Genomic DNA, 22,649 nt, shown 5'->3' on the forward strand with positions numbered 1-22,649 from the left:
AGATAAGCGATTGATCCCAAAGGATTTTTTCGGCGTATGCCAAGCTCGGCCCGAGTGCCGGCGGGTACAATAATCGCATTCCGTCGAGTTGTACTCTTTTCCGTTCTCCGCTCCCAGCATGACGTCCGCCCCGATCGACCAATCCATCGAGAAACAGCGCGTTGCGCGCAAAAGCACCTTTACTAGTATTGCGCTCAATACAGTGTTGATGACGCTGCAAATCGGCATCGGCACGATCGCGCACTCGCAGGCGCTGGTTGCCGACGGCGTTCATTCGCTGGCCGATCTGTTTTCCGATTTTGTCGTGCTGCTCGCCAATCGGCATAGCGGCGCAAAACCCGACGCCGATCACAATTACGGACATAGCCGTTATGAGACGGTGGCGTCGTTATTTCTCGGCGGCGTGCTGATTTCTGTCGGCGTCGGCATGTTATGGGGCGCCGGCACGCGGCTCGCCGCTCTGGATAGCCTGCCGGCGGTCCATGCGAGCGCGCTCGCTGTCGCCGCGCTCGTGCTGGTGTCGAAAGAGGCGCTGTTTCGCTACATGCTGCGCGAAGCGAAGCGCGTGCGTTCCGCGATGCTGATCGCCAATGCATGGCATGCGCGTTCGGACGCGGCGTCGTCTCTGGTGGTGAGCATCGGCGTGATCGGCAGCCTCGCCGGCGTGCGGCTGCTCGATCCGATCGCGGCGGCGATCGTCGGCTTCATGGTCGCGCGGATGGGCTGGACCTTCGGCTGGGACGCGCTGCAGGACCTGTCGGATCGCGCGCTCGACGAATCCGCCGCCGCCGACGTGCGCGCGCTGCTGCTGTCCACTCCCGGTGTGCGCGACGTGCATGAAATGCGCACGCGCAAGATGGGCGATTTCGCGCTCGTCGATGCGCATATTCTGGTCGATCCGCTGATCTCGGTGTCGGAGGGGCATTACATCGCCGAATCGGCGCGCTTGCGCGTGCTTGGCGACCATCGTGTGCTCGACGCGCTGATTCACGTCGATCCGGAAAACGATGCGCTCGCGCATCCGCCGGTCGATTTGCCGCCGCGCGAGAAGGTGCTTGCCGAGGTGAATGCGGCGCTGGCCGGTAGCGGCTTGCAGGCTGCGGCGGTGAATTTGCACTACCTGAGTACCGGGCTCGATGTGGAGGTGATTTTGCCGGTGGCGGGGGCGGGGGCGGGTGCGGCTGACGGGGCGGGTGCGGGGGATGCCGCGTGGATTTCTGAAACCGGAAGCGCCGCGCCGTCGCTCGACCGCGTGGATCTGGATGCGCTCAAGCGCCGTCTTGGCGCGCGCAAACTCGACGTGCTGCTGCAACGCGACGTGGCGGCCACGTCGATTGCCGGGGCTGTGGAGAAGAAAGCGGCGACTGCGGCCGGACAGGCGAAAAGCAGCGAATCGCAGAACGCTGCCTAAGGGCCGTGCTAGCCCCCTCGCGCATCGCTCGTCACAACGGCAACTGCGTGTCGAACTTGATCTCGCGCAGCACGACGCTCGTGCGCACTTGCGCGACGGCCGGAATCTTGAAGATGCGTTCGTGCAGGAAGCTGTCGTACGCCTTGATGTCGGGCGCGACGATCTTGAGGATGTAATCGGATTCGCCGGTCGTGCTGTAGCACTCGGTCACTTCCGGGCAGGTAGCGATTTCCCGTTCGAACTGCTCGACCCCGCCCTCGGTGTGGCGGGTCAGATGGATGTGCGCGAGCGCGCACACGTGCAGGCCGAGCTTTTCGCGATCGAGCAGCGCGGTATAGCGCTGGATCACGCCCGACTGTTCCATGTCCTTGATGCGTCGCCAGCACGGCGTGCTCGACAGCCCGACCTGGTCGGAAATCTCCTGCACCGAACGGCGCGCGTCGAGCTGAAGCAGGCGCAGGATCTTCTGAGAGAACGTATCGAGTGTCAACTGCGCCTCCGTTAGCGTCGCCGTATCACCGCATGGTAGAGGGCGCGAAAACGAAACGCAATGTAAAACGGCTCCCGCGAGCGAGATTGCCCTATTTTACTGGGTCCGGGGCGGCGTTTCGCCCTGAGCCGTCCCCATCTTCCTTGTCCGCTACGGGCTGCTCCGGCCGGCTCGCGCGCAGCTCCTTCAGCATGTTGCAGAACAGCGCGCCTTGCTCGATCGCGTCGTCGAGCGCGACGTGCGTGTGCGGATGCTCGTCGAACCAGTGCTTCGGAAAACGCGGCTTGATGTTCTTCCGATACGGCAGCCCGGTCATCGCGAATGCGAGCGTCTTGATGTCGAGCGCCGACCACGAGAACGGACAGCGGCCGACGAAACGCATCATGTACCAGAACATATAGGTGAAGTCGAAACCGGCCGGCATCGCGACGAACACCGGCTTGCCCGGCAGTGCCTCCACCCAGTCGACGTAGGCGGCCAGCGCCGCCGCCGGCGCCTGCAGATCCTTGCGGCACGCCTCCCACGCTTCCGGCTGGGTTTTCCACCACGCTTCCTGGACCGGATGCGGCGCGGCGCCTTCGAGTGTTTCCAGATTCGCCGAGAAGGTCGCGATTAGCTGCTTGTCTTCGCTGTACGCGGCGGACGCGAAACTCAGCATCGAATGCGGGCCGGGGATCGGACCGTCCGCTTCGACGTCGGTGCTCACATAGATTTCGCTGCTCATGCGCCCACTCCATCGGCTACGTACGGATTGCTGCGGCGCTCGGCGCCGAACGTCGAGGTCGGACCGTGCCCCGGCACGAACGTGACGTCGTTGCCGAGCGGCCAGAGTTTTTCGCGGATCGAGCGGATCAGGTCGGCATGATTGCCGCGCGGAAAATCGGTGCGGCCGATCGAACCGGCGAACAGCACGTCGCCGACCAGTGCGAGGCGATGCGCGCGGCTGAAGAACACGACGTGACCGGGCGTGTGGCCGGGGCAGTGGTAGACCTCGAGGGTTTCGTCGCCGAATTGCACGGTTTCGCCGTCATCGAGCCAGCGATCGGGCTCGAACGCTTCGGCGGCCGGAAAGCCGAAGCGCGTGCTTTGGTCGGGCAGCTTGTCGAGCCAGAAGCGCTCGTCCGGATGCGGGCCTTCGATCGGCACGCCGTAGTGCGTCGCCAGCGTCTTCGCGCCCGCGCAGTGATCGATATGGCCGTGCGTCAGAAAAATCTTTTCGACCGACACGTTCTGCCGCGCGATTTCCTGCTGGATCAGTTCAAGGTCGCCGCCCGGATCGACGACGGCCGCGCGTCCGCTGGCTTCGCAAACGAGCAGCGAGCAGTTCTGCTGGAACGGCGTGACGGGGATCAGGGTGACTTTCATGGCTTGACCGCGAACTGGAAAAACGTTGATTGTACCGGCCGCACGGCCGTCGCCGGAGCCCGCGCGAAGAGCGTTGCGGACGTGCGCCCGCGGGTTGTTTGGCCGCCCATTTTTGCGATAAATGTGAAGATTAATCAACGAATTGGGCCGTTCGGCATCCCGAAAATTTTTTTTGGGTATAATGCGCCCCATGCACAGAAATTGTGCTGCCACGAGGCGATGCGTTCCGATCGAAAAGGTACGCCGCTCGCCATTCAAGTAAGGGCTGTCGGAATGCCGACGGCCATCAAGTATCGATGCGTTCGATGCACACGTCTTGCCCAGCCAGGCGCCGCGCGCCTGCTACGGAACTAATCCGTGACGCTGGGTGGGGCCTACGCCGCCGTTCCTGTGCGCTGAGTTGCGCGCGCAAGAACGTGATTGCCACGTTCAGTTGGCGGCATGTGGGGTCTGGTCAGGCTGCCGGGGACAGGTTGCGCCAGACGTGAAAATTAACCGTGCGGTTAGCGGCTGAGTGAGCCGCTCCGGGCTTTGACGTACTGCGCTTGTTAGCGCGGCGCGTTGTCGTCCCTACCGCCGGAGTCGCAAGCAACATACCCAGCTTTACGCGGGTGACGCGGCTCGACAATGTGATTGCACGTCTTATGAAAACTCGGCTAACCCGCGGTCTGGGGACTGTTTTTGCCTTTTTTGCCTTGGCCGGTTGTGCCACGCCGCCGGGCGCGTCCGACACGGCCGCGACCGACACCGTCCGCAGCACGAAGAATGCCCGGCTGACCAGCTTCGGCCCGCAGTCGTTCGGCAGCGCGCCGGCCTCGAGCTCGAGCGCCACGAGCACGCCGCTGGCCGATGCGAAGCCGCTCACCGACGACGGCGCCGACGCGTCGGACTTTCGCCAGACCGGCCGCGCGTCATGGTACGGCCGCTTCTTCCACGGCCGTCGCACCGCCAACGGCGAGCGCTACGACATGCACGCGCTGACCGCCGCGCACCGCACGCTGCCGCTCGGCTCGTATGTGCGCGTGACCAATCCGTCCAATTCGCGCTCGGTGGTCGTGCGCATCAACGACCGCGGTCCGTACGCGCGCGGCCGGGTGATCGATCTGTCGATGGCCGCCGCTTCGAAGCTCGACATGCGCCACAGCGGCACCGCACGCGTCCAGATCGAAGGGATCACCGCACAGGAAGCGCGCGCGGAGATGAACGAGCAACTGGCTTCGAACTCGGACAAGTGATTTGAAAGGTGGTAAGGGCGGCGCGGTGCGTGCCGCCGCGCCGTGTAGTGAGCAGTGCAATTTGCAATTTGCGGATCGTGCGGGCTTCCCTGCTGGCGATCGAGTTGCCGGAGCACTGGCTGTAAAAACGAAGGGCCGCTTATGCGGCCCTTTTTTAGTCCATATTGGTCTGTGCGTGGCTAGCGCGTCACGCGTCGGACTTGCCTTCCTTCAGCGCCAGCGCGCGCGAATACAGCGCGTTGCGCGATGCGCCCGTCAGCGACGCCGCGACTTTCGCCGCGCCGCTCACCGACATCTCTTCCAGCAGCAGTTCCAGCAGCGCGTCGTGATCGTGTTCGCCGGCCGCTTGCGGGGGCGCGCCTTCGACCACCAGCACGAATTCGCCGCGCTGCCGGTTCGCATCGGCCGCGAGCCATGCTGGCGCTTCGGCCAGGGTGCCCTGGTGCAGCGCTTCATGTAACTTCGTCAGTTCCCGTGCGATCAGCAGACGGCGCGCGCCGCCGAACGCATCGGCGAGCGCCTGCACGGTTTCGACGATCCGATGCGGCGCTTCGTAGAACACCATCGCGTGCGAGTGTTGCGCGAGCGCCTGCAACGCAGCGGTGCGCGCTTTCGGCTTCGGCGGCAGAAAACCGAGAAACGAGAAGGTCGCGACCCAGTTGCCGGCCGCGCTCAGCGCGGTCGCGAGCGCGCTCGCGCCGGGCAGCGGGATCACCGCGAAGCCGGCCTCGCGCACCGCATCGACGAGTTTCGCGCCCGGGTCCGAAATGCCCGGCGTGCCCGCGTCGGACACGTAGGCGACGCGCTCGCCCGCTTGTAGAAATTCGATCACACGTTGCGCGGCGGCGCGCTCGTTGTGCTGATGCACGGCGACGAGCGGCTTCGAGATGCCGTAGCGCGCGAGCAGCTGTCCGGTATTGCGGGTGTCCTCGGCGGCGATGCGGTCTGCAAGTCCGAGCACGTGCAGCGCGCGCAGCGTGATGTCGGCGATGTTGCCGATCGGCGTGGCCACGACATACAGCGCGGCGCTCGGGTACTGCTGTCCTTGCGCGAGTTCGGAGAGAGGAGTCATGAAACGGAAGACGCAAACAGACGGAACGAGGCCGACATTGTGCCATGTGGGCTCGCGCGAATCGGGCTCGGCGGCGCGCGACAACTTTTCCGCCGCGGCCCGGTCCAAAACGGTCGGCGCCGCGTTCGAAGCGCGTGCACAGGCTTTTTTGCAGCGTCAGCGGCTGCGTTTCGTCGCGCGCAATGTGGCGTGCCGCGGCGGCGAGATCGATCTGGTGATGCGCGACCGCGACGGCGCGCTGGTGTTCGTCGAAGTGCGCGCGCGAGCGCAGCGGCACTACGGCGGCGCGGCGGCGAGCATCGGTTGGCGCAAGAAGCAGCGCATCGTGCGCGCGGCGCGGCACTACCTCGCCACGCTCGCACGGCGCGATGAGCCGTATGAGCAGCCCACATGCCGGTTCGACGTGATCGCGTTCGAAGGCGGCCGGCTCGAGTGGCTGCGCGACGCGTTTCGCGCCGACGAAGTTTGATGGCCCGCACGAGCAGCCCGTACGGGTGACCCGCGTGAGTGCGATAAACTTGCGCTCGCGTGTCAGGCGTGCCGGCGCGCTCTGTGATGCGCGACGCGCGCAATCACGCAGAAAGCCACGCGTTTCGAGAGGTTTTTCGCGCCCACGCCCGCGCGCGGCAAGAACGGCGCAATTCATCGCCGGCACGCAACTGGCAGCACGACTTCATAACATGGCCGCGCAGTGCGGTCCCTGAACGGTAAAACCAAGCGGTAGAAGATAGAGACTCGATGTCAGTCGAACGCATCCAACAACACTTCCGCGACAGCGCGGCAGTCAAACTCGCAGCCCTCGAAACCCTGTCGATGCCGATCGCCGCGGCGGTCGACACGATGTTCGCCGCGCTTGCCAACGGCAATCGCATCCTCGCCTGCGGCAACGGCGGTTCGGCCGCCGACGCGCAACATTTCGCCGCTGAGCTGATCGGCCGCTTCGAACGCGAGCGGCCGGGCCTGCCGGCCATCGCATTGAGCACCGACACGTCGGTATTGACCGCGATCGCCAACGACTATTCGTTCGAACAGATTTACTCGAAGCAGGTCTGGGCGCTCGGCCAGCCCGGCGACGTGCTGCTCGCGATCACCACGTCGGGCAACTCCGCGAACGTGCTCGCCGCGATCGAAGCCGCGCACGAGCGCGAGATGATCGTGGTCGCGCTGACCGGCAAGGGCGGCGGCCGCGCGCAGGAGGTGCTGAGCGATACCGACATCCACATCTGCGTACCGTCCGATCGCACCGCGCGCATCCAGGAAGTGCACCTGCTGACCATCCATTGCCTGTGCGACGGCATCGATGCCATGTTGCTCGGCGAAGACTGAGACTGATTCCGAAGGAGAGCTAGTTGATGAGCGTATTCCGCGTCAAGAAGACACTGGTGAGAACCGTGCTGGTGGTGGGGTTTGCGGCGGGGCTGTCGGCCGCGCTGCAAGGCTGTTTCCTTGCCGTCGCGGGCGCGGCCGGCGGCGGCGCGCTGATGGCGACCGACCGGCGCACGCTCGGCGCGCAGACCGAGGACCGCGAGATCCAGGTGAAGGCGCTGTCGCAGATCAGCCAGAATCTGCCGGACTCCGCGCACGTGAACGTCGCGGTGTTCAACCGCCGCGTGCTGCTGACCGGCGAGGTCGCGGGCGATGCGTCGAAGCAGCGCGCCGAGAGCATCGTGCGCGGTCTGAACAACGTGAATACGATCGTCAACGAACTGGCGATCATGCCGGCCAGCTCGTTCTCGTCGCGCACCAACGATACCTATATCGAGACCCGCGTGAAGACCGCGCTGATCGCCGAGAAGGACATTTCGGCGAACAACTTCAAGGTAGTGTCCGAGCGCGGCAACGTGTACCTGATGGGCCTCGTGACGATGGACGAGGGCAATCGCGGCGCCGACGTCGCGAGTCGCGTGCCCGGCGTCGTGCAGGTCGTGAAGGTGTTCCAGTACATCCAGCCGCAGGAAGCGGCGGCCGCCGCCACCGCGGCGGCGACGCCGGTGACCGCGTCGCAGCCCGACGCCGGCGAACCGACGGTCGGCGCGATTCCGGATTCGGGCGTGAGCTCGCAACCGCTCGAGCAGCAGGCGCCGGCGCCGGTCAATTCGTCGACGTCGGTGCGTCCGGGTAACCCGAAGGCGCCGCAGTGACGCGCGTCGCAGTGAAGCGCGCCGTGCGCGCTGGCGGCGCGCTGGCGCTGGGGCTGGGCGTGCTGATCGGTGGGCTTGCGCCGCAGGCGCAGGCGGCCGGCCCGCCGGCCGGTCAGCGGATCGCGCTCGCGAATGCGTGCATGGGTTGTCACGCGGTGGATCGCAAACTGGTCGGGCCGTCGTTCGAGCAGGTCGCCGCGAAATACAAGGGCGATGCGCGGGCGCCGGCGAAACTCGCGCATAAGGTGAAGGACGGCGGCTCGGGTGTGTGGGGCATGATCCCGATGCCGGCCCATCCGAAAATGAGCGATGCGGACGTGCGCGCGGTGGTCGATTGGGTGCTGCAGGGCGCGCCGTCCAGATGAGGTTTTCCCCGAGCCGCCCGGCTTGGCAAAACGGAAAATTGCTGTGCTAGAATGATTTTCGTGTCGGGGGGGTAGCTCAGCTGGGAGAGCGTCGCGTTCGCAATGCGAAGGTCGGGAGTTCGATCCTCCTCCTCTCCACCAAAAGTTTCAATAAAAACAACGCACTACGTCTTGCGATGTAGTGCGTTGTTTTGCATTCGGAAGCAGGTTTTGGCATACCGTGTGTGCCATATTTGTGCCAAGTGGCAACGCTGCGCCATTTCCTGCGTCTTACGGGCTGCAATCAACTGCGCATAAGTGCTCAGCATCCCATCGATTCGTTGTATGATTTGTCCGCTGGCCGATCACATCGGCAGCAGACGGCTGGCACCGTCTTTCATCAATCGTGCGCGGAGAGAGTATCCGGCCGGGTTTCTTGTCGACCCGCCGTGGGATCTCTTTGATGAAAGAACTGATCACGGTCGAGCAGCTATCCGTCTATCTGCACAAATCGATTGCGAGCATCCGAAGCGATGCGACCCGCAATCCACAATCTCTCCCTCCTATCTGTCGTCTCCCAGGCACCAAGCGCCTGCTCTGGCGCGCCGAGGATGTTGAACGCTGGTTAGCGGCCCATGTCGAGGGTATGTCTCGCCCAGTGGCCTTGGTAGTCGCGGAAGATTCGCGACCACGTCGGGGGCGGCCTACCAAGGCCGAGCAGGTAGCACGACAGCGGAACCAATGTCGCACGCAAGCCGGCGTCAACCCCTTGACCACCGAAGCCACGGCCAAGGGGTGAGGCATGCAAGCATTCATCGTCAAGGCGACGCCGCTGGCGCCGCCTGGCGGTGCTTGCGATGCGTCTGCATCGACGCACTCGCGCCTTGCACCGCACCGGCACCGGCAATGCGATTTCTTCGTCGCGGACATTCTCGATGCTTCACCGAAGGACGACGTGGCGAGCATGGAGCACCCTTTGTTCGCGTTACGCGCCGGCGACCGTCGCGTACGTGTATACGAGCGAAATGGGACTACGGTAACTGTGAAACCCGGGGTCGACGGCTGCGCTACGATCCATGACAAAGACCTATGGATCTACTGCATCAGCCAGTTGGTTGAGGCGAAGAACCGTGGCCGGGAGATCGCACGCACGGTACGCTTCACCGCCTACGACTTCTTGCACACGACCAATCGCGATACCAGTGGGCGCGCCTATATCCGATTGGGAGAGATGCTCGCGCGGCTCACCGGCACGCGCATCGAAACCAACATCGAGACGGCGGGCAAGCGCGAACGCGGGTTCTTCGGATTAGTCGACTCGGCCAAGCTCGTCGAGCGTGATGGCGACAACCGCATGGTGGCTGTGGAAGTGACCTTGCCAGACTGGCTGTTTCGCAGCGTGGATGCTATGCACGTGCTAACCCTCTCACCAGACTACTTCCGTCTGCGCAAGCCGCTGGACCGGCGCATATACGAACTGGCCCGCAAACACTGCGGCAGGCAACCGAGCTGGAAGCCTAGCATCGCCACGCTGCACGAAAAGAGCGGCAGCGCCGACAAGCTATTCAAATTTCGAGCGGCTATCAAGGCGCTGGCCGCCTCCGGCGAGCTACCCGACTACCGTATGGCCTACGATCCTAAGGCCGACCACGTGACGTTCTATGCCAACGGCCCAAAGGGCTATCGGGCCGAGATCGCAGACATGATGAAGGGCTTGCCTCACACCCCGGCAAAGGCTCGCGAGAAGGCACATGCTCGTAAGCTCGGTGGACTCAAATGATGCTGAATCGCGTGCCGGCCGTTGTGGATAACCTGCTCGCGCTGTGAATTACCACGTGCCTTTAGGGATGCTCGGCAGTGGATTACACGTGCCTTTTGGGATGAGCCACTTCGTGCTTTTCGGGATGAGAACATCCCTATGAGCCTTGCACCGCAAGGGTTTCAAGAACCGTAACGCGCGCGCGCGATTTAACTCTATATAAACCTTAACATCCGCGTCCTGTTAAGGGTTGGCCCGTGCAAGGCCGTGAGTCTCGGCGGAAGCCCTCATTCTTTGTCCAATCTCCGCGCCCAGCCCGCGTTGCAATTTGGTTCGTGTCTTCGATCGGCAGCACTTTTCCAGGTTCACCTTGCCGTCGAAGATGGGTTTCTGCTTCCGGCCGACGGTGAGGCTTTCAATATGGCCCGCCCGTTCGGTAGCAAGTCCAGCTCGATTTTCTCGCCAGGCTTGATGCCGAGGTGCTGTAAAACCTCTTTCGGCAATGTCACCTGGCCTCTCGCAGTAACGGTTAGTATGAACATGACTCACATCCACGGCTGATGTATCGCGATGCTGTGTCCGCAAACGTCAATCTTCATGGCGGTGCGCAATAGGTCGTCGCGCCGTGTCGCGGTGCTCTCCCAACTTGTCCCTCATGTGTCAAGAAATGTTGATTTGACGCACAAATTTGGATGGCACATAGCCGTTGCTGAATTGAAGCACTACCCTTCAAGGCATTTCGTTGACACTTGAGGGAAGCGAGCAGGCGCATTTTAGCCGCTAAAATTCCCAATCAGTTCAACTGACCCAGTCTAGCCGAGGCGCGACGGTATTCCATCGTGCTTCGGCCGTTGCCCACGCCACCTCCAAATCGGGTCGAGACACAATCCAGCTTAACAGTTCGGCGTTGACGGCCTGTAGGACGCCAAGATGGAAGAGTTCTCGCTGTACTTGGTCATTATCCAAGCATAGCCGCAGGCATCTGCATATTCCATCGCCATCAAGACCGAGGGGAACGATAGCCTCGAGTTCCTGATGCAGCCGATACAAGGCAATCGCCTTCACGAGTTGCTCAAGCGTAAGGGACGCATGATCGTACTCGGCTAGCAGCAGATCGGCCTCAAATTCGGCGAGAACCATATCAAGCGTACGCGATTCCTGCAGTTCGCCGGAAAGCATCAACTGCAACTCGGCCACTCGTCCCCACATCGCTTTCCATAGTCCCGCCGGGCCGTTTTCATGTAGTGCGTCAGTATCGGCATCAAGACGCGCCAGCAGCTTTCTTTGCTGTGTCGACAGTGGCTTTACGCCACCGAAGTTGAGTCGCCATTTTCCGGATTGCTGAGTCAGCATGCCGACATTGTCATCAAAGCGCGCCGCGAACTGGTGTGGATTTTTCGCTCCCATGCGAGCGGCGAGTACGTGCAATAACGCAGCCGCGCGCATTCCACCTTGCCGTTTCTCCGAATCGCTTCGTGCATGTCGTGCCATAGGTCTTCATGCCCTAGTAAGAAAACGCCTGATTATTCGCACTGCAATTTTATTCCCACTTGCTCAAGAATTCACGCAACAACATCAATCAATCGGATTCAAGCCAAGTGTGTGAGTTCAATGTTCGACATTTTGAAAGAGCGATACGGCGCAGTCATGACGTTGGAGCAACTGGCTACGACATTGAGCCGGAAGCCGGAAGGCTTACGAATGGCGCTACTCAAATCGCAGAGCGAATGGGCTCGGTATCTCAACGCTCAGAAGGTTTATATCGGTCGCCGCATGTATTTCCCCACTGAGGCAGTTGCACGTCTTTTCGACAGCGGCATCGGTGAACAAGGAGGCCTACATGGTGAAGCGAATTTCAATAGAGATATCGGACACGACAGCGGCGAATCTTCGTGAGCATGCGACTCGCTGCACTCAATCGCACAAGCTACGGGAAGGCTTCGCGAGTCACGGTGAACTGACGCCCTCAAAGTTGCTTGCAATGCTTGCTGAAGACGCCGGCGTGGTGATTAGTCGTCCAGGAAGTTGGGAGGAGGCCAACTTGGCGCAGGTGCTGTTGTCGCACGGCTACGAGGTTTGATGCCATGAAATCTCTGTCGGAACGAATCGCCGAACGCGCCTTGATGCAGTCCATCGGACGGAATGCAAGAAATCGAGCAGCGTTTCTCCTCGTGCGCACAGAAGTTCAAGCAGCCATCGACGACGGGCATTCGCTAATGAGCATCTGGGAGGCACTCGTGGAAGAAGGAAATATCCACTACGGCTACCAAGCTTTCCGCCGATACGCCAACGAACTGACGCGCAAGCAGGACGTGGGTCGGTAATGGTCAGCGACCTTGCTGCATTCATCCATCGCCTTCCTGGAGTCGAACAAGGCATGTCCTTTTTGGACCAATGCGGCATTCGCACATTGTTCTTTCGATCAATCGAAAAAAAACAGCCAAATGCAACGTATTCGACAGGGAAAGCACGCTTCGTTGCAGACCTTCCCTCGAAAAATACAGAGTGAATCTCGGGGCAGGATATGTGAAGTAGGCCCACCGGCAAGCCGGTGTTCCTTCTTCACTCCCCCTTATTCGAGCCTTCGGCGCTCAACGGGAATCCTGCTCTTCGAGGCAGCGGCTACCGCCGCTCAGTGCAGGTGCCGGTCGGCTTCACACCAGCGACTATCCGCACCGTGCTGGCGAAGGTCGCAGCCACACGGGACGAGATGCGGTCTGTCGTTCGGCGGCTAGTCCTCGGATGAATTTTTTAGCCGCTAAAACGGGCTTCCCATCGCTATCGATGCTCAGCTCTTTGCGCGGCGCCTCACCAATCGAAGGAGAACCAAGATGCGTAGAGCAACATGCCCTGCCAAGATGGTATTGGCTATGGGAATCGCAGCAGCGTTCAGTGGCCAGGTACACGCCGGCATCCCGGTGATCGACGGCACGAACGTTGTACAAACAACGATCAGCGCAATACAGAACGTCGCTGCCGTCGAGAAGCAGATTCAGCAGTACGGGACGCAGTTGCAGCAGTACCAAAACATGCTGCAAAACACGCTCGCACCGGCCGCGTGGGTGTGGGATCAGGCGCAGCAGACGATGAACAAACTGATTCAGGCGCAAGACTCGCTGAGCTACTACAAGAACCAGGCCGGCAGTCTCGATTCGTACCTGTCGCGCTATGGCGACGTGAACTACTACAAAACGTCGCCGTGCTTTAGCGGGGGCGGTTGCTCATCGAGCGAAATGCAGGCCTTGCAGACCGCGCAGTCGAACGGCTCGACCGCGCAAAAGAGCGCCAACGATGCCGTGCTTAAAGCGGTCGATCTACAACAGCAAACGCTAACGAGCGACGCCGCGAACCTTCGTTCACTGCAATCGCAGGCGATGACCGCCCAAGGTCAGATGCAGGCCATGCAGGCCGGAAACCAGCTTGCGAGCGCGACGAACAACCAACTCCTGCAAATCCGGGGCATGTTGGCCGCACAGGCAGCGGCGCAAGCGACGCGGGCTGAGAACGTGGCCGACAAGGAAGCCCTGCAAGCGGTAGCCGGCCGGCAGCTTCGTGACGGAAGCAACATCACCAGCTCGACGCCGAAAAACTGGACCTTCGAATAAGGGAGACAGGCGATGAAATTCACTATCTTTCTCGTCCTGATCGCGGCACTTGCAGGCTGTGAGGACAAGGGCGCTCAGATCGAGGCCCAGCAGGCGGCAGCTGCGAAGCAGCTACGCGATGGAAGCAACATCGTCAGTTCCTCTCCAAAGAACTGGACGTGGGGCGATACGCCGTCACCACCGCAGAAGAAAGACCAATGACGAGGAACCGCGCTATGAAAACGACGCTTTCGAAAGGCTGCAAGCGCCTTGCCGTTGCTTCGACGGCCATCGCCTATACGGCAACCGTTGCAGCCGCACCGCTGAACTCCAACGTAGTCGATTCGGTGATGGGGAAATACCAGGCCGCTGCCGGCGCGTGGGGCAGCGTCATGGTGAGCTATGCATCATCGTTGTTTTGGGGCCTCGCGCTGATCAGCATGGTATGGACGTTCGGGCTGCTGGCGTTGAAAAACGGCGGCATTCAAGAGGCACTGGCTGAGATCGTTCGCTTCTTCACCGTGCTCGGCTTCTTCTGGTGGATTCTGTCCAACGGGCCTGCGATTGCCGATTCCATCGTCAAGTCGATGTGGATAATCGGCGCGAAGGCCATCGGCCAGTCAACCGATTTTACGCCAGGAGGTATCGTGCAAATCGGCTATGACATTTTTACCAAGGCGCTCGATCAGTCTTCGGTCTGGTCGCCGACGGACAGCGTCGTAGGTCTTCTCATGGCGTTGGTCGTGATGATCGTTCTTGCGATTGTCGGTGTGAACCTGCTCCTCGTCTTTGTGTCGGCCTGGATAATGATCTACGGCGGGGTGTTCTTTCTTGGCTTTGGCGGGGCGCGCTGGACGTCAGATATCGCGATCAGCTACTACAAGCATGTGTTGGCGATCGGGGCCGAGATGATGGTGATGCTGCTGCTCATCGGGATCGGCAAGACGTTCATCAACGAGTACTACGCCAGCATGAGAGCCGGAATCGATCTCAAGGAAATGGCGATCATGCTTATAGCCGCATTCGTGTTGATGTATCTCACGAACAAGATACCGCCGAGGATCGCAGGCATTGTTGGCGTCGGTGGCGCTGGTTCGATTGGTGGTGTTGGGGTTGGCTCGGTGATGGCTGTTGCCGCCATGACCGCGAGTGCAGCGGCGTCTGTCGGTTCTACTGCGATGACCGGTGCGACGAGCGCGGCCGGAGGAGCATCGGCTCTCAAGGCGGCGTTCCAGTCAGCGCAGCAGAACATGGGCGATGGTAGTGGCATGTTCTCGAACAGCGGCGGCAGTTCGTCGGGCGGTGGTTCGTCGGGTGGCAGCGGCTCGAGCGGCCTGGGCAGCGGTACCACGTCGGGCGGCAGCGGCGGCTTCATGTCTGCCATGAGCACGGCCGGCCGCTTCGCTGCGGACATGGGCGCCAATCTCGCCAAGGGTGCGGGCGCAGTCGCCAAGGACAAGGCCGCGAACATGATGGACGGCGCGAAGGAACGAATTGCCCAGACGACGGGCAGCAAGATCGCGTCGGCGATTTCGAGCAGGAGCGGCGCCAGCACGGACACCGAATCGAATTTCGCCGGCGACAGTCTCGGTGCGGTTCGGCAAAGCGCGATGGCCGGGGGCAATATGAACGACGAGGTAGCTGCGTTCGTAAACAAACATCGTCCAACTGAGGACGAGGCTTAGACAGCAAGCGCACCGGCCGGCGGCAACCGGCCGGCACTTCCACGTAACAACACCTGCTTGAGAGGTGAGGCATGGCAATCACGCATGATACCGAAGCGCGGCAAGTTATCCGTCACGCGACAATGCATCTCGCGGCTTTGGACTTCATAGACCAGAGCACAGCTAAGGAGCTATCGACAATCGCGGAGGCCGTTGCGAACCTGTTTATGGTCGTCTTCTACCAGGCCGAAACGGGCCGCGCGACGCACTCTGATTTCAACGAGGCGATGACCGCTGTGCGCCAAACGTTGCAGCACTAGCGCACCGAGGCATCGACATAGGAGCTTTCGTGAAACACTCTGACTTTTATCTCGGCCTGACTTTCATGGATTGCACTGGGTGGTGGCGCTGCACCGACGTGGGTACGCGAACCATCTTGGCGATCCGTTTGGATCACGATGATCCTCATTGGTATGAAGGCCCGCCTTATATCATCAAAGAGGAAGTGTTCGACGAAGTGGAAATCGAGCGCTGTTCTCTCACGGTAAAAGAATCGATTCGCGCAGCGGTCCATGCCGCAGACACGTCTGCGCACCCTGGATTTCCCCATGAGGTCGTTGTGCGGATGATGGAGATTCGGCATGCGCATCCGTACCCGCACGAAGGGGTTCTGCGGTTCGATCGCAAACGGCCAGATGGCGAGATTCTGCACCCCTATGCAGGTCGGCAAGAAGGCGAATTGTGGGTAGTCGAGCTCTATTTGCCTTTTCGCGGGACCTATGAGGTGATGCCGGAACGCGATTTCATTGCGTTGGCGATAGCTTCGGCGGACGACATCCGCGCTCGTGCAAGCCGCTCCCACACTTCTGACGTACAAACATGACAAAGGCTCCGAATCTAAGGGACTCCCTTCGTTGCGTCGTCAATCGCTCGCCATCGCTCCGTCCGGAAATCGAATTGGCAATCGCACAAATGGCCGCCACGGGCGCCGAATACGCCTATGTCGTCTGCCGAACTTGGGACGACTTGGGGTGGGAGGTAGCGACCAAAGAGGGGGGTATTTATAGTGCCATATCAGGCCGGTATATGAGGCGCGGTGAAGCGGTAGCTGCCGGCGAAGCCTGGCTATCGGATCGGCTGGTATAGGGGGAGGTTCGGCCATATGTCGGCCTCGTACGTAGGCTGCGGCGGCCACCAGGCATCCTGGCCGGTATTCAATTTGTATGGGACTGTCGTCAAGGGAATGGATACACATTTGTGTAGCCATCTGTTAAGATTTCACGTATGTCTGCGAAAGATGTTGGCGTCCGAATCCGTGTCGAACGGGAACTCCGTGAAGCGTTCCTGGGGGCGTGTATTGCGGAAAATCGCCATGCATCGGACGTACTGCGAGAGTTCATGCGCTCTTTCGCCGAGCGGTACGGAGACGGCAAGCAGATCAGTCTTTTTGCTGATGCGCCTCGGAGGGCTGGAAAGCAAGTGGCAGCCAAACCACGATCGACGAAGAAGTGAACTCTAAGCGGCAGATAAACAGATTTAAAGGAATGCTCCAGTGAGACCCCGGAAAAGACCGACCGATATTCTGCCGAAGCTGCCTGGCAGCGCCGCATATTCGACCGCGCGCGGCGTGATGTTGCATGGTCTCGCCGAAGATGCGTTACAGCACAAAGACTTGGACCCAATTCGAGGGAAGGTCCAACTCATTTTTACGTCGCCGCCCTTTCCTCTCAATACCAAAAAGAAGTATGGGAATTTGCAGGGCGAAGAGTATTTGAATTGGTTCACAAGCTTTGGCTCGCTGTTTCGTGACCTATTGGCTCCCGATGGGTCCATTGTCATAGAGCTAGGTAACTCCTGGGAGCCTGGGCTGCCGACGATGTCTACTCTCGGTCTGAAGGCGCTGCTTCGCTTTCAGGAGGCGAATGAATTACATCTTTGCCAAGAATTCATTTGTCACAATCCAGCACGGCTTCCAAGTCCTGCGCAATGGGTGACGATTGAGCGAATTCGCCTAAAGGATAGCTTTACGCGTCTATGGTGGCTCTCGCCGAGTACACGGCCGAAGGCAAGTAACAAGAATGTATTGGTCGAATACAGCCCGTCTATGACGCGGCTGTTGAAAAGCAAGCAATACAATGCAGGCAAGCGGCCGTCGCAGCATCACATCAGCGAGGAGTCGTTCGCCACGGACCATGGCGGTGCAATTGCTCCCAGTGTTCTCTCGATAGCTAACACGCGGGCAAACGATCCTTATCAAGAGTATTGCCGGACGCACGGAATTACCTTTCATCCGGCGCGTATGCCGGTTCAATTGCCAGAGTTCTTTGTGAATTTTCTCACCGAGCCAGGCGATATCGTATTGGACCCGTTTGGCGGTAGTAACACTACCGGCTTCGCCGCAGAAAACCTCGACCGTAGGTGGATCGCCGTGGAACCAACGATTGACTACATCCGGGGCTCGATTGGTCGATTTGATTCAGAAAGCATTCATATTCCCAATGAATCAATCAGTGCCGTCGGGCTGGAAACCGAGGGTTGAGCCGCGCGGTTGGCAATTGGAGGCCCTCCTTCGTTGGAAGGAGGGTTTGAAAGGTGTTGTGCGCGTAGTTACCGGTGGTGGGAAGACTATCTTTTCGCAGTTCTGCATCGCCGAGTTCAAGCGTCAATACCCCGAGGGGCGCGTCGTTATAGTCGTTCCAACAACGGCCTTGCTTGACCAATGGGTCGTCAGTCTGACGGAGGACTCCGGGGTTCCCGCTGGGCAGATTGCCTGCTACTCAGCGGACGAGAAGCCGGAGTGCCCGCGGCCAATCAATGTCCTTGTGATCAATACTGCCCGCGGGTTAGCCGAGCGTCTCTCCATAGACGTGCCTTCAATGCTCATAGTTGATGAGTGTCATCGCGCTGGTAGCCCGCAAAACGCGCTTGCTCTGCGAGGTCGATACGTCGCAACGCTCGGTTTATCTGCGACGCCAGAGCGGGAATATGACGAGGGCTTCGAAACTCTGGTTCGCCCCGTCCTTGGGCCGGTCATTTACGATTACGACTACGTCGGCGCCGCACGCGACGATGTGATCAGCCCGTTTGCGCTTCACAATGTCCGCGTCCAGATGTTGCAAGATGAACAGCTCGCGTTCGACAAGCTCACGCGGCGTATCGCGACTGAGCGGGCAAAGATTAGTAAAAGCGTCGGTTCGGAAGACAAGCTCAAGCGGTTGTTGCAGCAACGAGCGGCTGTGCTAGCAACAGCAACGATGCGGATTCCTGTTGCCATAAAATTGGCGGAAAAACATAAAGGACAAAAGACAATCGTTTTTCACGAGCGAGTGGATGCAGCCAATAAACTTCTCGCGATTTTGAAGGCCCGTAATCAAAGCGCAACGATTTATCACGCTGGGATTGCGCCGGCGCTTCGACGCGACAATCTGCGGCTTTATCGTAAGGGCGTTTACGACGTTTTGATTTGTTGTCGGGCGTTGGATGAGGGAATCAATGTTCCCGAAACGGCAGTAGCTATCCTGGCCAGCTCGACGGCCAGCGTACGGCAGCGGGTGCAACGGCTAGGCCGCGTGCTTCGCCCTGCGCCAGGCAAAGAATTCGCCGACATATACACCATTTATGCGTCTGACGTTGAGGAAGCAAGGCTTCGGTCCGAAGCGGAGCAGTTAGGCAGCGTCTGTAGCGTGGATTGGGCCCAAGTTAGGACCTAGCAATGGCAAAAATTCTTCATAACGGCGATTGGTTTGAACAGCTTTCCACAGAAGCGCTCTACGAGGAAGAGTACGAGCGCATTCTGATCGAGCACGCCGCAAGTTTGTTTCCCGCGTATCGCCTCGTCAAGTTTAAGAAGACGGTGTATTCCGAGACCTCTGCCGCGAAAGCGGATCTCGCGCTTGTCCACCGGAGATATCGAGACTGGTGGGTGGTCGAGGCAGAACTAGGTCATCATCCATTTGAGCAACATGTGCGACCTCAGGTTCAGACGTTAAGCCGCGCCCTATACGGCGAATCCGAGGCGCAATATCTTCACGCGCAGGACGGCTCCTTTGACTTGGAACGCCTCCACTCGATGGTGAAAGGCTATCCTCCCGGTGTCCTCGTAATAGTGAATGCTCCACGTCCGGATTGGGCGAGGGAGCTTCGGCCATACCGCGCTCTGGTTACTGTCCTTGAGGTGTTCCGATCAGAGCATAATAGGTACCTATACCGATTGAATGGCGAGCAGCCCGCTGAATCGGAGGTGCAGAGTAGTGAGTGCACCGTTGAACTTGCTCGAATGCTTAGATTGCACTCGCCAGGAATTCTGCCTGTATCACACGGCGAGACGTTGAAGGTGCAATTTCGCAGCGGAGTCACGGAATGGGGGCGAATCGATATTCACGATCGAGTATATCTCTCGTCAGCAAAGCCAATCTCGCTCAATAAGAAGCTGCGCTATCAGCTAATAGAGATCGAGGACGGGTCATTTCTTTTGCAGGAATCGAAATAGGACGGTATATGGCGCTTGAATTAAAAATCGGTCTCGACGCAATTAACTCATATAGGCGCTTAGCATACACGCCGTGGCATGCGCTCGCGGAGTTTATTGACAATTCGACGCAGGCATATTTCGACAATAAAGATGTGCTAGATGAGGCGTTCAAGAAAGAGGGCGAAATTCTTGAAGTGTCGATAGCCTATGATAAGGACGCCGGCGAATTGCGAATCAGTGACAATTCGATCGGTATGTCGCTGGAAGACTTGGAGCACGCGCTTCATGTCGCGCTCCCCCCAAAGAACACTGCGGGCCGCTCAAAGTACGGAATGGGGCTGAAGACGGCAGCCTGTTGGCTCGGGAACGTCTGGACGGTGAAAACCAAGAAATTGGGGGAGACCGTCGAGCATCAAGCGACAATTAATGTCGAAAAAATTGCTGCCGGCCAGGGGGCGCTTGAATACAAAGCTATTGGCGGGCGTTTGCCGGAGAAGCACTATACATTGGTTGAAATTTCCGACTTGAATCGGAGTTTCCAAGGGCGGACGCTCGGCAAAATTCGAGAATTCCTGAGTTCTATGTACCGCGAAGATTTCAGGTTAAAGCGACTGCGGCTTACATGGAACGGTACGCCGCTTGAATGGAAGGAGTTGGATGATCGGCTTCTTACGGCGATCAATGGCGCTAGGTACAAAAAGGATTTTTCGTTTGAGGTTGAAGGGCGGAAAGTTCACGGTTGGGTCGGCATTCTTGACAGGGGTGGAAGAGCAGACGCGGGGTTCTCCGTGATTCATTGCGGCCGCGTTGTGCGTGGATGGCCCGACAGTTGGCGCCCTTCAAGCCTTTACGGGCAGTTTCAAGGCTCGAACGATTTGGTCAATCAGCGCTTGGTTGGCGAAATTCATCTCGATGGCTTTGAAGTGAGCCATACGAAGGACGATATCCTATGGCTCGGCGATCATGAAGAGCAGGTTGAAAAAAAGCTTCTTGAATGTTGCGAGGATTATCGCGAGACCGCAAGGGATCGGAGAAAAGGAGATGATGACGAGCGCGGGCCTTCCGAGGCGGAAACTAACGTCGCTCTCGATGAGCTAAAAAAGGAACTTACCTCGCCGGAGATGGTGGATGCTATTTTAGTGGACCCTGTCCCGCCTCCAGAAGTCGTGGATACGCAGATTCAAACGATATCGGAATCAATATCAGGTTTTGAGGCAACCTTCTCTGCTGTTGTTGGGACATTGAATGTAAAGGGTTATTTGAGGACAGATATGTCGCCAAACGACCCGTACGTTACTCACGATTCGACGCATGAAACTGAGGTCTTGATTATTATTAATCAAACACATCCGCACTGGAAGCAGTTGAAGGGCAGCGACGGCGTGCTGAATTATCTCAGGCATTGTGTCTATGATGGAATTGCAGAGTGGCAAGCCAAGCACAAATCCGCTGGAATAAATCCGAATACTATTACGATATTAAAGGATCGACTTTTGCGTGTACCATTTGACATCGAAATGAACACTGGCGACGAGACCTGATTTCAAACCTGTGTTCTCCGTCCGATTGCGCACGCGCAAGGATAAGGCGTGGTGCGTTCAAGCTACGCCGCAGAACCGACGGGGCGCTTTCTTATCGTTAGCGCCCTGTGCTGTTTCACTGTGGCATATATAGCGTTATTGAAGACGTTTCGCTAGTTCTTCCGCGCGTGGATGGTAGTAACGCATCAGCATGCGCGGGTCTTTGTGGCCGGTGATCTTCGTCAGTTCGTGCATGGGAAAAATTGACGCCAAGCGCGACGTTGCTTCGTGACGTAGATCATGAAACCGAAGGTCGGTCAGGAACTTGTGATCTGGCCGCTGGCCGGCTTCTCTGCATTCGTCAAGGTAAAGCGTACGTGCGCGCGCTACGGCACGCTCGAAGGCCCTGGTAACGGCGTCGCTACGAATTCCGAATACGCGCCTGCTATGGCTGCCTAGCTCATCATCTGTGGGGGCAACTTTGGGGGCATCTTTAGCGTCATTGCGGCCGTCGGCGTTCAGGGCTTGGAGCACTTCAACGGCACGAGGCGACAAGGGTACGTCACGGGCATCTCCATTCTTTGTGGCTGGTAGGTGCGCGACTCGCCGCTTGAGATCTACGTGCTCCCATCGCAGTGACACAATTTCTCCGCGGCGCATGGCCGTTTCGACAGCCAGCCAGATGATGGCGGGCAGCAGCGCCGAATTGCTTGCCGAAACAACGCGCTCGAGCTCGCCATCCTGCGCACCGCGCTCTGATTCGGGTGCATCGGCATCTGGGACTTCCTCGGTGGCCTCGCCGGCAGCGATGCGCCGCGTCCGCGCATTGTTCGGCTGCGGCTTCCGAACCAGTTCGACTGGATTCGAGAGGCTTTCCATACCCCACTCCTTGCGGGCAACGTTGAATACGTGCGAGAGAAGAGCTAGGCGGCGGAGCACCGTGGCAGGCTTGTAGTCCTTTAGCCATTCGTCGCGGAGCTTCGCTATGTCCGCGCTGCGGATTGAGGCTAACGGCCGCTTCGCTAGGTCAGCTGCCTTGCAGGTTTTTATAACGGAAGCCTCCTGCGCCGCGCCCTTCTTCGGCAGCGAGATTTCTTCCGCGTAGCGTTTCAAAGCCTCATAGAGCGTTGTCGCCTCGGCCTCGCTGCGACTCACCCAGACGCCGCGCGACATTTCCGATTCGATCATTTTGGCCCAGGCTTCTGCTTCGGCTTTCGTGTTGAAGGTCTTACTCTGTGCCGGGTAACCGTGTCGTCGCACCTGTGCGCGCCACTGGAAGGGGCCTCGTTTGGTGATAGCGGCCATCGTGAGGAAGGGGCATCTTGAACTCAGTGTGCCAAAATTGTGCCATAAAAGCCGGCAACTCCGCAAAGCTATTGATTCGTTAAGCCCTGTTTTTACATTCGCAATGCGAAGGTCGGGAGTTCGATCCTCCTCCTCTCCACCACACCAGATTCCTTAATGAAAAAACCGGCCTCGAGCCGTAATGCCGTTCAGTTAAGCGACTGAACGGCATTTTTGTTTCCCGCGCAAAGTAGTTGTAAACGGGGCATGGCGATGTTAACTTGCATCGCCATGCTGGTTGATGATCTG

Annotated in this window: 26 protein-coding genes and 1 tRNA gene; 20 read left to right on the forward strand and 7 right to left on the reverse strand. The window is 59.3% G+C overall.

Annotation, left to right across the window (positions count from 1 at the left end; genetic code table 11):
- Window positions 1-118 precede the first annotated feature (118 nt).
- Window positions 119-1,411, forward strand: coding sequence for a cation diffusion facilitator family transporter (locus LJ656_RS12835; RefSeq protein ID WP_230509771.1), 1,293 nt, complete (start codon window positions 119-121; stop codon window positions 1,409-1,411).
- 31 nt (window positions 1,412-1,442) lie between these two features.
- Here the strand turns inward: LJ656_RS12835 and LJ656_RS12840 are convergent, their stop codons facing one another.
- The 3 genes from LJ656_RS12840 to LJ656_RS12850 all read right to left on the reverse strand — a co-directional run bounded on the left by LJ656_RS12840 (window position 1,443) and on the right by LJ656_RS12850 (window position 3,266).
- Entirely contained in the window at window positions 1,443-1,901 is a 459-nt protein-coding gene (locus LJ656_RS12840; RefSeq protein WP_012431468.1) for an Lrp/AsnC family transcriptional regulator, read from the reverse strand.
- 91 nt (window positions 1,902-1,992) lie between these two features.
- Window positions 1,993-2,625, reverse strand: coding sequence for a 3'-5' exonuclease family protein (locus LJ656_RS12845; protein ID WP_230509772.1), 633 nt, complete (start codon window positions 2,623-2,625; stop codon window positions 1,993-1,995).
- Window positions 2,622-3,266 (reverse strand): MBL fold metallo-hydrolase, encoded by a 645-nt coding sequence (locus LJ656_RS12850; protein WP_230509773.1) that lies wholly within the window; start codon window positions 3,264-3,266, stop codon window positions 2,622-2,624. The genes LJ656_RS12845 and LJ656_RS12850 overlap by 4 nt, the downstream gene beginning before the upstream one ends.
- Before the next feature lie 644 nt (window positions 3,267-3,910).
- Here LJ656_RS12850 and LJ656_RS12855 point away from each other — a divergent pair.
- Window positions 3,911-4,501: a septal ring lytic transglycosylase RlpA family protein gene (locus LJ656_RS12855; protein WP_230509774.1), complete on the forward strand. Its 591-nt coding sequence runs from the start codon at window positions 3,911-3,913 to the stop codon at window positions 4,499-4,501.
- Between the two features lie 187 nt (window positions 4,502-4,688).
- On the opposite strand, the gene rsmI is transcribed toward LJ656_RS12855, so the two are convergent.
- Complete coding sequence (rsmI, locus tag LJ656_RS12860; protein WP_230509775.1) at window positions 4,689-5,573, reverse strand: 16S rRNA (cytidine(1402)-2'-O)-methyltransferase; 885 nt, start codon at window positions 5,571-5,573, stop codon at window positions 4,689-4,691.
- Here rsmI and LJ656_RS12865 point away from each other — a divergent pair.
- The 7 genes from LJ656_RS12865 (at window position 5,572) to LJ656_RS12895 (ending at window position 9,838) form a co-directional block, all read left to right on the forward strand.
- The gene (locus LJ656_RS12865; protein WP_230509776.1) at window positions 5,572-6,042 is read left to right on the forward strand and encodes a YraN family protein; all 471 of its coding nucleotides are present in this window, start codon (window positions 5,572-5,574) and stop codon (window positions 6,040-6,042) included. The two genes, rsmI and LJ656_RS12865, sit on opposite strands and share 2 nt — an antisense overlap.
- Before the next feature lie 269 nt (window positions 6,043-6,311).
- On the forward strand, window positions 6,312-6,899 hold the full coding sequence (locus LJ656_RS12870) for a phosphoheptose isomerase (protein WP_230509777.1): 588 nt from the start codon (window positions 6,312-6,314) through the stop codon (window positions 6,897-6,899).
- Window positions 6,900-6,925: 26 nt separating this feature from the next.
- Window positions 6,926-7,714 carry a BON domain-containing protein gene (locus tag LJ656_RS12875; protein WP_230509778.1) on the forward strand — a complete coding sequence of 263 codons (789 nt, stop codon included), beginning with the start codon at window positions 6,926-6,928 and terminating at the stop codon, window positions 7,712-7,714.
- A gap of 53 nt (window positions 7,715-7,767) precedes the next feature.
- Complete coding sequence (locus LJ656_RS12880) at window positions 7,768-8,079, forward strand: c-type cytochrome (RefSeq protein ID WP_230509812.1); 312 nt, start codon at window positions 7,768-7,770, stop codon at window positions 8,077-8,079.
- A 65-nt stretch (window positions 8,080-8,144) separates the two neighbouring features.
- Window positions 8,145-8,220 (forward strand) — tRNA-Ala (locus LJ656_RS12885).
- A gap of 301 nt (window positions 8,221-8,521) precedes the next feature.
- Window positions 8,522-8,857: a DNA-binding protein gene (locus LJ656_RS12890; protein WP_230509779.1), complete on the forward strand. Its 336-nt coding sequence runs from the start codon at window positions 8,522-8,524 to the stop codon at window positions 8,855-8,857.
- A 3-nt stretch (window positions 8,858-8,860) separates the two neighbouring features.
- Window positions 8,861-9,838, forward strand: a complete 978-nt coding sequence (locus tag LJ656_RS12895) for a replication initiator protein A (RefSeq protein WP_230509780.1) — start codon at window positions 8,861-8,863, stop codon at window positions 9,836-9,838.
- Window positions 9,839-10,182: 344 nt separating this feature from the next.
- Here the strand turns inward: LJ656_RS12895 and LJ656_RS12900 are convergent, their stop codons facing one another.
- Entirely contained in the window at window positions 10,183-10,359 is a 177-nt protein-coding gene (locus tag LJ656_RS12900) for an AbrB/MazE/SpoVT family DNA-binding domain-containing protein (RefSeq protein WP_230509781.1), read from the reverse strand.
- Between the two features lie 256 nt (window positions 10,360-10,615).
- A complete protein-coding gene (locus LJ656_RS12905; RefSeq protein ID WP_230509782.1) occupies window positions 10,616-11,308 on the reverse strand; it encodes a hypothetical protein in 693 nt (230 codons plus the stop codon).
- Window positions 11,309-11,428: 120 nt separating this feature from the next.
- On the opposite strand from LJ656_RS12905, the gene LJ656_RS12910 reads away from it, so the two are divergent.
- From LJ656_RS12910 to LJ656_RS12960, 11 genes are all read left to right on the forward strand, one after another.
- A complete protein-coding gene (locus LJ656_RS12910) occupies window positions 11,429-11,713 on the forward strand; it encodes a hypothetical protein (protein WP_230509783.1) in 285 nt (94 codons plus the stop codon).
- A gap of 188 nt (window positions 11,714-11,901) precedes the next feature.
- On the forward strand, window positions 11,902-12,141 hold the full coding sequence (locus LJ656_RS12915) for a TraK family protein (RefSeq protein WP_230509784.1): 240 nt from the start codon (window positions 11,902-11,904) through the stop codon (window positions 12,139-12,141).
- A 507-nt stretch (window positions 12,142-12,648) separates the two neighbouring features.
- Window positions 12,649-13,422, forward strand: coding sequence for a P-type conjugative transfer protein TrbJ (gene trbJ, locus LJ656_RS12920; RefSeq protein ID WP_425605928.1), 774 nt, complete (start codon window positions 12,649-12,651; stop codon window positions 13,420-13,422).
- 12 nt (window positions 13,423-13,434) lie between these two features.
- Window positions 13,435-13,623: a hypothetical protein gene (locus LJ656_RS12925; protein WP_129560956.1), complete on the forward strand. Its 189-nt coding sequence runs from the start codon at window positions 13,435-13,437 to the stop codon at window positions 13,621-13,623.
- Entirely contained in the window at window positions 13,620-15,086 is a 1,467-nt protein-coding gene (gene trbL / locus LJ656_RS12930; RefSeq protein WP_230509785.1) for a P-type conjugative transfer protein TrbL, read from the forward strand. Before LJ656_RS12925 ends, trbL begins: the two co-directional genes overlap by 4 nt.
- Before the next feature lie 71 nt (window positions 15,087-15,157).
- Complete coding sequence (locus tag LJ656_RS12935) at window positions 15,158-15,385, forward strand: type I toxin-antitoxin system ptaRNA1 family toxin (RefSeq protein WP_230509786.1); 228 nt, start codon at window positions 15,158-15,160, stop codon at window positions 15,383-15,385.
- A gap of 29 nt (window positions 15,386-15,414) precedes the next feature.
- Window positions 15,415-15,948, forward strand: coding sequence for a hypothetical protein (locus tag LJ656_RS12940; protein WP_230509787.1), 534 nt, complete (start codon window positions 15,415-15,417; stop codon window positions 15,946-15,948).
- A 669-nt stretch (window positions 15,949-16,617) separates the two neighbouring features.
- The gene (locus LJ656_RS12945; protein WP_230509788.1) at window positions 16,618-17,604 is read left to right on the forward strand and encodes a DNA-methyltransferase; all 987 of its coding nucleotides are present in this window, start codon (window positions 16,618-16,620) and stop codon (window positions 17,602-17,604) included.
- Complete coding sequence (locus LJ656_RS12950) at window positions 17,564-18,775, forward strand: DEAD/DEAH box helicase (protein WP_230509789.1); 1,212 nt, start codon at window positions 17,564-17,566, stop codon at window positions 18,773-18,775. Before LJ656_RS12945 ends, LJ656_RS12950 begins: the two co-directional genes overlap by 41 nt.
- Window positions 18,776-18,777: 2 nt before the next feature.
- Window positions 18,778-19,554 (forward strand): hypothetical protein, encoded by a 777-nt coding sequence (locus LJ656_RS12955; RefSeq protein WP_230509790.1) that lies wholly within the window; start codon window positions 18,778-18,780, stop codon window positions 19,552-19,554.
- 8 nt (window positions 19,555-19,562) lie between these two features.
- On the forward strand, window positions 19,563-21,077 hold the full coding sequence (locus LJ656_RS12960; RefSeq protein WP_230509791.1) for an ATP-binding protein: 1,515 nt from the start codon (window positions 19,563-19,565) through the stop codon (window positions 21,075-21,077).
- A gap of 135 nt (window positions 21,078-21,212) precedes the next feature.
- On the opposite strand, the gene LJ656_RS12965 is transcribed toward LJ656_RS12960, so the two are convergent.
- Window positions 21,213-22,361: a site-specific integrase gene (locus tag LJ656_RS12965; protein WP_230509792.1), complete on the reverse strand. Its 1,149-nt coding sequence runs from the start codon at window positions 22,359-22,361 to the stop codon at window positions 21,213-21,215.
- Window positions 22,362-22,649 lie beyond the last annotated feature (288 nt).

This window comes from Paraburkholderia sejongensis (assembly GCF_020880815.1).
Classification (GTDB): domain Bacteria; phylum Pseudomonadota; class Gammaproteobacteria; order Burkholderiales; family Burkholderiaceae; genus Paraburkholderia; species Paraburkholderia sejongensis.